Source organism: Nocardioides flavus (ex Wang et al. 2016), assembly GCF_014653115.1.
Classification (GTDB): domain Bacteria; phylum Actinomycetota; class Actinomycetes; order Propionibacteriales; family Nocardioidaceae; genus Nocardioides; species Nocardioides flavus.
The window spans coordinates 118,270-129,758 of record NZ_BNAD01000003.1 but is presented as its reverse complement, the minus strand read 5'-3'; the positions used below and the strand labels follow the sequence as shown (position 1 = coordinate 129,758).

General features: G+C 74.2%; 14 protein-coding genes. 7 read left to right on the top strand and 7 right to left on the bottom strand.

The features are described from left to right. Positions 1-11 precede the first annotated feature (11 nt). The 4 genes from IE200_RS07565 to cofD are packed head-to-tail and all read right to left on the bottom strand — an operon-like array spanning position 12 to position 3,577. Entirely contained in the window at positions 12-749 is a 738-nt protein-coding gene (locus IE200_RS07565) for a TIGR03089 family protein (protein WP_191278787.1), read from the bottom strand. A 3-nt stretch (positions 750-752) separates the two neighbouring features. Further along, the gene (locus IE200_RS07560) at positions 753-1,490 is read right to left on the bottom strand and encodes a DUF3105 domain-containing protein (protein ID WP_191278786.1); all 738 of its coding nucleotides are present in this window, start codon (positions 1,488-1,490) and stop codon (positions 753-755) included. Between the two features lie 51 nt (positions 1,491-1,541). Then, entirely contained in the window at positions 1,542-2,552 is a 1,011-nt protein-coding gene (gene cofE / locus IE200_RS07555) for a coenzyme F420-0:L-glutamate ligase (protein WP_191278785.1), read from the bottom strand. Then, positions 2,549-3,577 (bottom strand): 2-phospho-L-lactate transferase, encoded by a 1,029-nt coding sequence (gene cofD, locus IE200_RS07550; RefSeq protein ID WP_191278784.1) that lies wholly within the window; start codon positions 3,575-3,577, stop codon positions 2,549-2,551. Before cofD ends, cofE begins: the two co-directional genes overlap by 4 nt. Positions 3,578-3,721: 144 nt before the next feature. On the opposite strand from cofD, the gene IE200_RS07545 reads away from it, so the two are divergent. From IE200_RS07545 to IE200_RS07535, 3 genes are all read left to right on the top strand, one after another. Further along, positions 3,722-3,979, top strand: coding sequence for a WhiB family transcriptional regulator (locus IE200_RS07545; RefSeq protein WP_056605988.1), 258 nt, complete (start codon positions 3,722-3,724; stop codon positions 3,977-3,979). A gap of 73 nt (positions 3,980-4,052) precedes the next feature. Beyond that, the gene (locus tag IE200_RS07540; RefSeq protein WP_191278783.1) at positions 4,053-6,986 is read left to right on the top strand and encodes a glycosyltransferase family 2 protein; all 2,934 of its coding nucleotides are present in this window, start codon (positions 4,053-4,055) and stop codon (positions 6,984-6,986) included. Continuing rightward, positions 6,979-8,373 carry a DUF5719 family protein gene (locus IE200_RS07535; RefSeq protein WP_191278782.1) on the top strand — a complete coding sequence of 465 codons (1,395 nt, stop codon included), beginning with the start codon at positions 6,979-6,981 and terminating at the stop codon, positions 8,371-8,373. The genes IE200_RS07540 and IE200_RS07535 overlap by 8 nt, the downstream gene beginning before the upstream one ends. Here IE200_RS07535 and IE200_RS07530 read toward each other — a convergent pair. Then, a complete protein-coding gene (locus IE200_RS07530; protein WP_229856258.1) occupies positions 8,370-8,834 on the bottom strand; it encodes a metallopeptidase family protein in 465 nt (154 codons plus the stop codon). The genes IE200_RS07535 and IE200_RS07530 overlap by 4 nt on opposite strands. A gap of 49 nt (positions 8,835-8,883) precedes the next feature. Here IE200_RS07530 and IE200_RS07525 point away from each other — a divergent pair, with 49 nt between their 5' ends. From IE200_RS07525 to IE200_RS07510, 4 genes are read left to right on the top strand one after another with little or no spacing between them, the layout of a single operon-like run. After that, a complete protein-coding gene (locus IE200_RS07525) occupies positions 8,884-9,246 on the top strand; it encodes a DUF3499 domain-containing protein (RefSeq protein ID WP_191278781.1) in 363 nt (120 codons plus the stop codon). A gap of 30 nt (positions 9,247-9,276) precedes the next feature. Further along, positions 9,277-9,447, top strand: a complete 171-nt coding sequence (locus tag IE200_RS07520; protein ID WP_191278780.1) for a Trm112 family protein — start codon at positions 9,277-9,279, stop codon at positions 9,445-9,447. Positions 9,448-9,459: 12 nt separating this feature from the next. After that, complete coding sequence (locus tag IE200_RS07515; protein ID WP_191278779.1) at positions 9,460-10,491, top strand: SIS domain-containing protein; 1,032 nt, start codon at positions 9,460-9,462, stop codon at positions 10,489-10,491. A 7-nt stretch (positions 10,492-10,498) separates the two neighbouring features. Then, a complete protein-coding gene (locus IE200_RS07510; protein ID WP_191278778.1) occupies positions 10,499-10,897 on the top strand; it encodes a hypothetical protein in 399 nt (132 codons plus the stop codon). 2 nt (positions 10,898-10,899) lie between these two features. Here IE200_RS07510 and IE200_RS07505 read toward each other — a convergent pair whose 3' ends face one another. After that, a complete protein-coding gene (locus IE200_RS07505; RefSeq protein ID WP_191278777.1) occupies positions 10,900-11,058 on the bottom strand; it encodes a VOC family protein in 159 nt (52 codons plus the stop codon). Further along, positions 11,043-11,390 (bottom strand): hypothetical protein, encoded by a 348-nt coding sequence (locus tag IE200_RS07500; RefSeq protein WP_191278776.1) that lies wholly within the window; start codon positions 11,388-11,390, stop codon positions 11,043-11,045. Before IE200_RS07500 ends, IE200_RS07505 begins: the two co-directional genes overlap by 16 nt. Positions 11,391-11,489: the final 99 nt, after the last annotated feature.

Below are 11,489 nucleotides of genomic sequence, written 5' to 3'. Positions count from 1 at the left end.
GCAACGCGCGATCAGGCCCGGGCTGTCGCCCGCTCGGCGTCGAAGACGTCGTCGAGACGCTCCGGGTCGGGATTGCGGACGAGGACCAGCGAGCCCCCTCGGACGAGGGGCTCGGTGAAGGTGGCCATTCCTGGTGGGGAAGCCGGGTCGGCCACCGAGAGAAGACGGCCGCCGTCGGTGAGACCACTCCCGACGGCGGCCGTCAGGTCGTCGGAGCGATCGGAGGCGCCGAGGAGCGCGCGCTGGCTCAGGTCGTCGGTGGCGGGGTCGTCCGCGGTGGGCGGGTCCCAGGCGGTGAAGCCGTCGGGCTGCGACCAGATCTCCACCCCGACGTCGAGCACCCCGGCCGGCAGCGGGTCGGCGAACCGTACGCCCAGCGGGCGCAGGCTGCATGCGAGCACAGGCATCGTCGCCGCCCGCGAGGCCCAGCGCTGCAGCCCGTCGGGACCGCACACCACGGCGTCCGGCTCGTCCGAGGTCGTGACCCGCAGGCCCACGGTCCAGGCCGCGCCGAGGAACACCGGGGAGAGCCAGTGCGGCGGCAGGTCGATGCGCAACGACATGCCGCGCTCGAGGTCCGCGACGTCGGTGAGCAGGCCCGACGCCTTCGCCACCCAGTTGGCGTAGGTCGTCACCGACAGCTCGACCCGCTCGTCGGTGGCGTGGTCGTAGAACGTGACCAGCGGTCGACCCGGGTCCCGCCGGAGCTGTGCGGCGAGCACCTCGGAGAACGTGCCGGGGACGGTCACGCCTCAGACGGCGTTCGGCTCCGGGGAGTCCATGTAGGGGTAGTCCTCCATGAACTGCTCCAGGGCCGCGCCGCTGACGTCGGAGCAGTACTGCCAGACGCCGACCTGCTTGGACGGGTCGGTCTCGCCGACGCCACCGAGCGACCAGTGGGTGAAGGCCACGTGCTGGCCGTCGGGGAAGGCCTTGCCGTCCTCGGAGGTCCACGGCACGGCCTTGAACTTGTCGCGCAGGTTGTCGGTGCCCTGCAGCTTGGAGGCGATGCCGCGCAGCACGTCCATCTGCTCGGAGTCCTCGGCGATCGTCTCGTCGTACCAGAGGATCGTGAAGCCGTGCTCGAGGTTGTGCACCAGCTCGCCGAGCTCGGGACGGTCCGAGGTGGTGTAGAGCTTGCGGTCCATGCTGTCCCACATGTTCCAGTGCTGGCCGAAGGCCGGCGGGGCATCGGGATAGCTCAGGGGTGTGCCGACCTCGACGTGGTCCTGGCTGCCCTCGGCGGACTTGGTGGTGACGTCCTGGCAGACCGACGCCTCGGCGCCGATCTCGCCGAGCGAGTCGGAGGCGTAGGCCCGCAGGTCCCACCAGTCCTTGACCGGCTTGAACGCGGCGGCCCCCACGATCAGCACGGCGACCAGGACGCACACGCCGACGATGGCCATGCCGCGCCGGTTCTCGCGCTTGGACTGCTGGGAGCGGATGGAGTCGATGACCGCCTGACGGTCGGTCTTTGCCTGCTTGGCCACGGTGCTCGGTGTCTCTCGGTCGAGTGCTGGGTAGGTCTGCGCTGGCAGAGTCTACGTAGTCACGGGTGAGACGTGGCACACGACGTCGCTCCCCGCCTGCTCCCAGACCGCGAGCCGCCACCCGTGGGCGAAGCAGACGGCTTCCACCGCGGCGCGTCCGGCGTCCGCCGGCAGCCGCAGGACCACCTGACCGGGCTCCTCGTCGAAGGTCAGCAGCAGCGTCGACGACAGGCCGGCCCCGCCGCCGACCACCCGGCCGAGCGCCGCCTGCAGCTCGTCGGGCGCCACGGGCTCGCCGAACGCGGCCAGGTCCGCGTCGTCGCCGGCCAGGGCCCGTACGACAGCCTCGCGGGCGCCCCAGCCGAAGAGGTCGGCCCCGTCGGGCCGCACGAGCGACGCGGCGCCCGGCCCGTCCTCCCCGGGCCGCAGCACCAGGTCGGCCCGGCCGCGGACCACGGCGACCGGCCGCCCGCCCAGCTTGCCCTGCACCAGCTCGGCCGCACCGGCGATCTCGTCGGCGACCGCCGGGAGGGTGACGGCGAGGGCGTTGCCGTGCCGGTCGGTGCGACCGGCGAAGTCCTCGGCGACGAGCAGCCCGGCGGCGCCGATCGCGATGTCGGTCTGGCCCTCGCGCCACGCGCGCCCGGAGGTGTCGGTGACCACCACGGCGACGTTGGTGCCGGTGCGTTCGTGGACGGCGCGACGCAGTGCCCGCGCCGACGCGTCCGGGTCCAGGGGGAGCAGGACGACCGACCCGGTGGCGACGTTGGAGGCGTCGACGCCCGCGGCGGCCATGGTCAGCCCGAGCCGGTTGCGCACGACCAGGGTCGCGCCGCGGCGGGCCACGACGCGGACGGTCTCCTCCTCGATGGCGGCCTCGCGCCCACCCCTCCGGGTGCGGCCCTCGGCCTTGCTCACCACCTTGCTGGTCACGCACACGACGTCGCCGTCCGCGAGGCCGGCGCCGCCGCCCAGGACGGCGAGCACCAGGGTCGTGAGGTCGTCGCCGGCCGCCACCTCCGGGAAGCCGTCGGGCGCCCAGGCCTCGAGCCGCGTGCTCACGCCGGGTGGCCGGCCGCGACCGAGACGGCCGCGGCCGCCATCGCCGCCGTGGCGTCGGGGCCGTCCATCATCAGCGGCACGGCCTGCGCGCGCAGCCCGGCGGCCTCCAGCCCCGCGACCTGGTCGGCGTCGCGCTCGTCGACCAGCCAGGCGTCCAGCACGCCGCCGGCGGAGCGTGCACCGTAGTGGGCGCCGACGGCCCCGGCGTCGACCTCGACGCCGATGCTCGCCAGCATCTGGGCCGCCATGCCGTGCACGTGGGAGCCGCCGACGATGGGGGAGAGCCCCACGACGGGCGCCGGCGTGGACCGGACCGCCTCGCGCACGCCGGGCACGCCGAGGATCGTGCCCACCGAGACGACCGGGTTCGACGGCGGGAGGACGACGAGGTCGGCGCCGGTGATCGCGTCCAGCACGCCGGGGGCGGGGGTGGCCGCGTCCTGGCCGACCACGACGACGGTCTCGGCGGGGACCGCGGCCCGCAACCGCACCCAGTACTCCTGGAAGTGCACGACCCGGCGCCCGCTGGGACTCTCGGGATCGGCGATCGCGACGTGGGTCTCGACCCGGTCGTCGGTCATCGGCAGCAGCCGTACGCCGGGCTGCCAGCGCCGGCACAGGGCCTCGGTGACCTGCGAGAGGGAGAACCCGGCCTCCAGCATCTGGGTGCGGACGAGATGGGTCGCGATGTCGCGGTCGCCCAGCCCGAACCACGTCGGCTCCACCCCGTACGCCTCGAGCTCGGCCTTGGCGCTCCACGTCTCGTCGCGGCGGCCCCACCCCCGCTCGACGTCGATGCCGTCGCCGAGGGTGTACATCACGGTGTCGAGGTCCGGGCAGACCTTCAGCCCGTGGATCCACCAGTCGTCCGCGGTGTTGGCGACCACGGTGACCTCGGTGTCGGCGGAGCCTCCCGGCACCACGCCCGTGCGCAGGCCGTGGAGGAGGCCCTGGATGAACCGGGCGCCGCCCACCCCTCCGGACAGGACGGTGAGGCGGCGTAGCTCTGGCGTCGATGATGGCATGGGAACAGCCTGCCGGAAGCAGAACGGCCATATCAGATCCGGGCTTGACTTCACGCGTACGACAGGCATGTAATTCCCACAGTGTCGTGAGGTCGGACGAGTGTTCGTCCGGTCTCGAAAACCAGGGTCGAAAGGGCGTCAGCCATGAGAGCAGAATTGTTTCTCCTCGAGCCTGAGGGCGAGGAGTTCGGTTGGCAGGACCGCGCCTTGTGCGCGCAGACGGACCCGGAGGCGTTCTTCCCCGAGAAGGGCGGCTCGACCAGGGAGGCCAAGAAGGTCTGCCTGACGTGCGAGGTGCGTGACGACTGCCTCGAGTACGCGTTGATGAACGACGAGCGCTTCGGCATCTGGGGCGGTCTGTCCGAGCGGGAGCGCCGCAAGCTGAAGAAGCGCGCTGTCTGAGCCTTCCCGCAGTTCCTGCAGCATCCCTGTCGACGGTTTCATGGAGCGCGGAGCCCCTCGCTAGGGTGCTCCGGTGACCGTCACAGCGCTTCTCGTCAGTCATGACGGGGCGCGATGGCTCCCAGCCGTACTGACTGGTCTGGTCGGGCAGACCCTCCCGGCGGACCGCGTCGTGGCTGTCGACACCACGAGCCGCGACGACAGCGTCGAGCTGGTCCGTGACGCGCTCGGCCGCGCCTGGGCCGACCGGCACGAGGTGGCCGTCGTCCCGGGCTCGACCAGCTATCCCGAAGCCGTCCGGCGCGGTCTCGAGCTGGCGCCGCCCACCCCGACGGGTGGGACCGACGACGAGTGGATCTGGCTGCTCCACGACGACAGCAACCCCGCCCCGACGGCGCTCGCCGAGCTGCTCGCCGCCGCCGAGGCCGACCCGGGCGCCGCGATCCTCGGCCCGAAGCTGCGTGAGTGGCCCTCGCTGCGACGCCTGCTCGAGGTCGGTCTGACGATCACCGGCACGGGTCGCCGCGAGACTGGTCTGGAGCGGGGGGAGTACGACCAGGGCCAGCACGACGAGGTGCGCGAGGTCCTGGCGGTCAACACCGCCGGCATGCTGGTGCGCCGCAGCGTGCTCGAGTCCCTCGGCGGGCTCGACGAGGAGCTGCCGATCTTCGGCAACGACATCGACTTCGGCTGGCGCGCCGCGCTGGCCGGCCACCGCACGCTGGTGGTGCCGCAGGCGGTCGTCTTCCACGCCGAGGCCGCGCACCGCGGCATCCGGCGCACGCCCCTCACCGGTCGGCACACCCACTACCAGGAGCGCCGTGCCGCGCTCTTCACCTCGCTGGCCAACGTGTCGTCGCGAGGCTTCGCGTGGCAGTACGTCCGGCTCTTCCTCGGCTCCCTGCTGCGTGTCCTCGGGTTCCTCGCCGTGCGCTCGGTGGGGGAGGCGCTCGACGAGCTGGCCGCCGCGCTCTCGGTGCACGGCCGCCCACGGCAGGTGCTCGCCGCCCGACGCGAGCGGGCGCGTCTGCGCGGCGACGCCGCGCCGCAGCACGAGGCCGTACGCCGGCTGCTGGCACCCGCCTGGCTGCCCTACCGCCACGGCCTCGACTTCGTCACCGACCTCGCCTCGGCGGCGACCAGCCAGGCCGCCGACGTGGCGGAGCGGCGCCGGCTGGCTCAGGCGGCCGACGCCGCGTCGCCGACGGGTCGCGAGCAGCGCCGCGTGCCGGCCACGCCGGGTGACGACGACGAGGACGCCTACCTCACCGACACCGGCTTCGTGGCCCGGTTCTTCACCAACCCCGTCGCGGTGGTGCTCGCCCTCTTCGGGATCATGGCGCTGCTCGCCGGGCGCGAGGCGTTCGGGTCGGTCACCGGCGGGGCGCTCTCCCCGGTGCCTGCGACGGCCGGTGACTGGTGGCAGCTGCACCTCGCCACCTGGCACCCGCTCGGCAGTGGCACCGACGTCCCGGCGCCCGCCTACGTCCTGCCCTTCGCCCTCGCGGCCACCGTGCTGCTCGGCAACACCGGCGCCGTCGTGTCCGGCCTCATGCTGCTCGCGGTGCCCGTCGCCGCCTGGGGCGCCTGGCGGCTGCTCGCGGTGGTCGGCTGCCTCGTCGACCCGCTCGGCCTGCCGCGGTGGCTCGTCGTGTGGGGTGCCCTGACCTACGCCCTGGTCCCGGTGACGTCCGGCGCGTGGGCCGAGGGACGCTTCGGCACGGTCGCGGTGGCCGCCCTGCTGCCGTGGGCTGCCCGCGCCGCCCTCGGCTTCGTCGACCCCGACCGCGACCGGCGCTGGCGCGCGGCCTGGCGCACGGCACTGCTGCTCGCGCTGGGCGCCGCCTTCGTGCCGGGGTTCTGGCTGTTCGCGCTGCTGGCGACGGTCGTGGTGCTGGGCGCCGCCGCCGTCATCGCCCCCCGCCTGCTGCGCGAGCGCGACAGCTGGGGCCCGCCGGTGGTCGCCGTCGCGGCCACCCCGCTGCTCCTCGCGCCGTGGCTGCTGCCGCTGCTCACGACCGGCTCGGCTGCCGGCCTGCTGCTGGAGGCCGGCCGGCTCACCGTCGACGAGGTCACCTTCGCGGGCCTGGTGACCGGGCGGCTCAACGACCTCGGTGCGCCGTGGTGGCTCGGCGTGGTGCTGGGCCTCCTGGCCGTCGCCGCGCTGCTCCCGCGGCGTACGCGCGTCCCGGTCCTGGTCTGCTGGCTGGTCGCCCTCGCCGCCGCGCTCGTCTCGGGACTGCTGTCGCACCTGACGCTCGACCTGCCCGCGGTCACGACGCGCCCGAGCCTGGGCCTGTTCGTGGTGATCCTCCAGGGCACCGCGATCGTGGCGGTCGTGCTCGGGGCCGACACCTACCTCCGCCGCCTCGCCGAGCACCACCCGTGGTGGCAGCGGGGCGTCGCGACCGCGCTGGCGGTCGTCGCGGCCGCGGTGCCCGTCGGCGGCCTGGGCTGGTGGCTCACCACCCCCGACGACGCGATGACCCAGGACGCGGACCAGTCCGTCCCGGTCTACATGCAGCAGAGCTCGCTGCTCGGCCAGGAGCACGGCGTGCTGGTGCTCGGCGGGTCGGTCGACGACGGCATCACCTACCGGATCCGTCGCGACGACGGCACCACCGTCGGCGAGGACGAGATCCTCACGCTCGCCGACGAGGACTCCGCGCTCACCGAGGACGTGCGCGCCCTCGTGTCCTCTCCCACGCCGGCCGTCGTCGCCGCGCTGGGGGCGCGAGGCGTGGAGTACGTCGTGCTCGGCTCGCCGGCGGACGGCCGCATCTCCTCGCTGCTCGACGCGACCGCCGGTCTCGAGCAGGCCAGTGCGGAGGACCGCACCACGAGGGCCTGGCGCGTCGACCGGCCGCTCGACCCGTCGGCCGTCGACGGACCCGGCTCGTGGTGGCGCTCGGCGCTCCTGGCCGTGCAGGCGATCGCGATCGCGCTCGCGCTGGTGCTCGCGGCGCCGACCGTGCGGCAGCGCCGGGACGGAGGACGCGATGACTGAGCCCGAGTCCACGACCGGGGTCGGTCGCCGCCGGGTCGCCGAGACCTCCCGTGGCCGTCCGTCCCCGCTCACCGTCCTCGCCGTCGTGATCCCCCTGCTCACCGTGGCCGCACTCGCGCTGGTCCGCCCGGCCGACGAGTCACCGACCTCGTACGCGCCGACCGAGGCGCCGCTCGACCGGGCCACGGCGGTCTGTCCGCCCCGCCTGCCGGGTGCCGACGAGGTCCGCCTCGGCAGCAGCTCCCTGGCGTCCGGCGACCTGGCGCTGCGCGTGGGTCGTGAGGAGGACGTGGAGTCGTTGGCCGACGGCGTCGCGGCGCGCACCGAGCGCCAGTACGTCGTGGTCGGCGCCGACGGCGAGCTCGCGCCGGGCCTGGTGGTGTCGAGGTCCGGCGGCGGGTCCGCCGTCGGGTGTGAGCCCCCGTCGCCCGAGCGCTGGTTCACCGGTGTCGGTGCCTCGGCCGAGCATGCCTCGACGCTCACGCTCGTCAACCCCGACAAGGGTCCTGCGGTCGCCGACGTCACCGTCTGGGACGGCAGCGGGGTCGTCGACGTCCCTGCCCTGCGCGGGGTGCGGGTGCCGGGCGGGCGCTCCACGTCCTTCGACCTGTCGACCGTCAGCCCCAACCGCGACGCCCTCGCGATCCGTGTGGCGGTCACCCGCGGCCGGCTGGCCTCCAGCGTCGTCGACGTCATCGACCCCGTCGGCCGCGACGCCCCGGTGCGCGAGTGGCTGCCGGCGCAGGCTGCGCCCGCCGCCACCTCGTACGTCGCCGGCGTCGGCACCTCGTCCGCCGACCGCGTGCTCACCCTCGCCAACCCCGGCGACAGCGAGGTCCGGGTGGTGCTCAAGCTGGTGAGCGAGGAGAGCGAGTTCGTCCCGTCGGGGCTCGAGGAGGTCACCCTGGCACCCGCGTCGGTCCGCGAGGTCGAGCTCAGCGGGGTGCTCCGCGGCCCGGCGTTGCAGGGCGTGCAGGGGATCCGGGTGGAGGCGACGGCTCCGGTCACCGCGTCCCTGCGCACGAGGACGGCCCGCGACCTCGCCCTGTCGGCGGCCGGTGAGTCCGTGTCCGAGGAGGCCGCCGTCGCGCTGCCCGGAGGGTCCAAGCGGCTGGTGCTCGTCGGCGCCGACGCCCCGGGTGTGGTGACGCTGCGGGCCTGGGACGCCGACGGTGCTCCGGTGGTGCGCGAGCGCCGCGTCGAGGTCGATCCCGCGACCGCGGCCAGGCTGCGCCTTCCCGACGACGCGGTGCTCGCCGTCCTCGGCGTCGAGCGGACCGGGGTGGTCGCGGCGCTCGAGGTGGTCGACCGCGGGCTGTCCGTGCTGCCCCTGTCGCAGCTCGTGGCCACCAGCCCCGTGCCCGACGTGCGTCCCGCGCAGCGCTAGCCGTCCTCGTACCGCTCGTCGACCTGTCCGGGCGTGAGGTCGAGCAGCTCGGCGAGCTGCTCCACGACGACGGTGTGCACCAGCGCCTCGAGCTCGTCGCGGGTGGTCGAGCGGTGCTCGATCGGCCGGCGGAAGAGGACCAGACGGGTCGGTGCCTGACCCTTGCCGCGCACCAGGGACGACAGCGGCACGGTCTCGTCGCCCCAGTCGTCGGGCAGCATCGGCGTGTCCTCGACGGCGTACTCCACCAGACCGAGGTGGCGCTGCCACTTCTCGTCGAGCGGCGTCACCACGTCGAGCACGAGCTGGTCGAAGCGCTGCCGCGCGGTGCGCAGGGCCGGGGTCCCGGGATCGACCGGCACGACGCCCGGGCCGCGCATCCCGCGACCGCGCCGGTCGCGCGTGCGGCGGCGTACGGCGCCGGCCGGGTGGTCCGCTCCGTCGCCCACGCTGTCTCCCACGCCGCGAGCCTAAACGCCGCGCGTGCGTACGCCGGGTAGCGTCGGCGTCGTGAGCCCTGCCCGTCGTTGTTCGCGGACGGCGTGTGGCCGTCCTGCGGTCAACACGCTGACCTATGTCTACGCCGACCAGACCGCCGTCCTCGGACCGCTGGCGACGTACGCGGAGCCGCACGCCTACGACCTGTGCGAGGTGCACAGCGAGCGGTTGTCCGCGCCGCGCGGCTGGGAGGTGCTCCGGCTGGCTCCGGACCCGAAGGCCCAGGGCCCGAGCAGCGACGACCTGCTCGCGCTGGCCGACGCGGTGCGCGAGGCGGCCCGACCCGCCCCTGCGCCGGTGCCGCTGCACTCCACCGACGACCCGAGCCGCGGTGCCAAGCGAGGGCACCTGCGCGTGCTCACTCCCACTGACTGACCCGGGCGCTCACCCCCTAGGATCATCGGTGTGAACATCGACCAGCAGCTGCTGAGCATCATCGTCTGCCCGGCCTGCCACGGCGAGCTGTCGCCGGCCACGGACGCCGAGGAGCTCGTCTGCCAGGGGTGCGGGAACGCCTACCCCGTGCGCGACGACATCCCCGTGCTGCTGGTCGACGAGGCCCGCAAGCCCGACTGAGGGACGACGCACGTGGCGACCTGGTTCGACGAGGCCCGGCTGGACGACCCGGCCGTGCTGGAGACCGTTGACCTGCGGCTGCGCACGCTCGCCGAGAGCGGTGCCCGGGTCAGGCGGGAGGCCCACGAGGCCGCGACGGCGACGGCCGAGCTGATCGCAGCCGGTCGCGACGGCGAGCGACCCCGCGCCGTGATCGCAGCCGGCCCGGACTCGCGGCTGCTGCGGGCGGTGCTCGAGCCGTGGTGCCCGGTGCCGTTCGTCGCCTGGCCCAACCCCGGGCTGCCGGGCTGGGCGGGCTCGCTGGACCTCGTCGTGATGCTCGCGCCCGAGGGCAACGACCACGGGTCCGCGTCGGCAGTCGCCGAGGCCGTGCGGCGTGGTGCGCAGGTGGTCGTCGCGTGCCCCGAGCGCTCGCTGGTCGGCGAGCACGCCGCGGGGCGGCACGTGACCGTGCTGCCCACCGTGACCGGCGACCAGCTCGCCACGGCCGTGGTGATGCTCGACTACCTCGCCCACGTGCACCTCGGGCCGCGCGCCGACGCCGAGTCGGTGGCGCTGTCCCTTGACGAGGTCGCCACCAGCTGCTCCCCGCACCGCGACCTCGCCGTCAACCCGGCCAAGATGCTCGCCATCGCGATGGCCGACACCAACCCGCTCGTGTGGGGCGGCTCCGTGCTTGCGGCCCGCGCGGCCCGCCGCTTGGCGGAGTCGCTGCGCCGCACCACCGGGCGCTCCGCCATCGCCGGCGACGCCGAGCACCTGCTCCCGGTCATCGAGGCGACCAAGCCGCACGACGTCTTCGCGGACCCGTTCGCCGAGGACGCCGGAGACCTCCGTCCGCTGCTGCTCATCCTCGACGACCGCTCCGACGACCCCATCGTCCGCGAGCAGGCCGGCCAGCTCAGGGCCGCGGCGGCGCGCCACGGCGTACGGGTGGAGACGCTCGAGACCGACGCGGACGCCGAGGTGGCGCGCTACGCGTCGCTGCTGCTCACCGGCACCTACGCCGCGGAGTACCTGCGCATCGGGCTCGTCGAGGACTAGCGCCGTCATGCCTTTCCTCGGCGGTCGACGCGGTGCCGACCACGCCGCGCCGCGCGACTACGTCCTCACCGGCGAGCCGGTCGTCACGGCCGACTCCTTCGTCGTCCTCGTCGACCTCGTGGTGCGATACGAGCAGTCGCACCGGCCCGACGGTGCAGCCTTCGGGTGGGATCCGGCCGCCGAGACGGCCATCAACGCCGTCGCCGTCACCGCCCTCCGGGTCGAGGCCGGCAGGGCCGGACGCGACGAGGCGGTGGCCGAGCGCACACGCCTCGCCGATCCGGTCCTGCACGCACTCTCCCTCGCGCCGGTGCCGGCCGGGTTCACGCCGACGCTCGTCTCCTTCGAGGTCAGGCCGCACGAACCGATAGCGCCCAGTCGCTCCGAGTTCCGCGTGGTCGGCTGACCTCAGGTCTCGAGGCAGACCTCGTTGCCCTCGGGCTCGACCCACGCGCGGTCCGCGGTGCTGTCCTCGTCGACGTTCGAGCCGAGGGCGCCCGCCCAGAACGCGGCCAGCCCCAACGGGTCGTGGCAGTCGAAGGTCACTGACTTCACGAAGGAGGGCATGGGGACGACCGTACGTGTCTGCCTGGTGCCCGGCGGGTCGCCTGCGAGGCGAAATCGCGGATCTGCGCCACCACCTCCGGGTCGAGCCCAGCGCACAGAGCATCGAGGTCGTCGACCAGGAACGACTGGGCGCCACACCAGTCGGACTTCACGACGGCACCGTCGATGCACCAGTGTGAGTTGCTGGACTGACCGGCCAGGACGAGCAGTACGCGCTCGGCGTCGACGGTGGAGCCATCCAGCAGCTCCGTGGCTTCGATCCCGATCCTGTGCAGCTCCGCCGCCTGCGGGTCCCGCTCCGGCTCGCTCTCGTCGAACTGGAGGTAGGACACGGTGGCCGCACCGTCGCGGAGCATCTGGGTCAGGACGAGGTGCTCCCCATAGGCGCCGATCGTGTCGGGGAGCGACGGCGCCGGCGTGCCATCCACGTG

Excerpts from the sequence above, each read along its gene's own strand:
- cofD (WP_191278784.1), bottom strand. The coding sequence starts at position 3,577 with ATGCCATCATCGACGCCAGAGCTACGCCGCCTCACCGTCCTGTCCGGA.
- IE200_RS07505 (WP_191278777.1), bottom strand. The coding sequence starts at position 11,058 with ATGCCCTCCTTCGTGAAGTCAGTGACCTTCGACTGCCACGACCCGTTG.
- IE200_RS07510 (WP_191278778.1), top strand. The coding sequence starts at position 10,499 with ATGCCTTTCCTCGGCGGTCGACGCGGTGCCGACCACGCCGCGCCGCGC.
- IE200_RS07545 (WP_056605988.1), top strand. The coding sequence starts at position 3,722 with ATGAGAGCAGAATTGTTTCTCCTCGAGCCTGAGGGCGAGGAGTTCGGT.
- IE200_RS07535 (WP_191278782.1), top strand. The coding sequence starts at position 6,979 with ATGACTGAGCCCGAGTCCACGACCGGGGTCGGTCGCCGCCGGGTCGCC.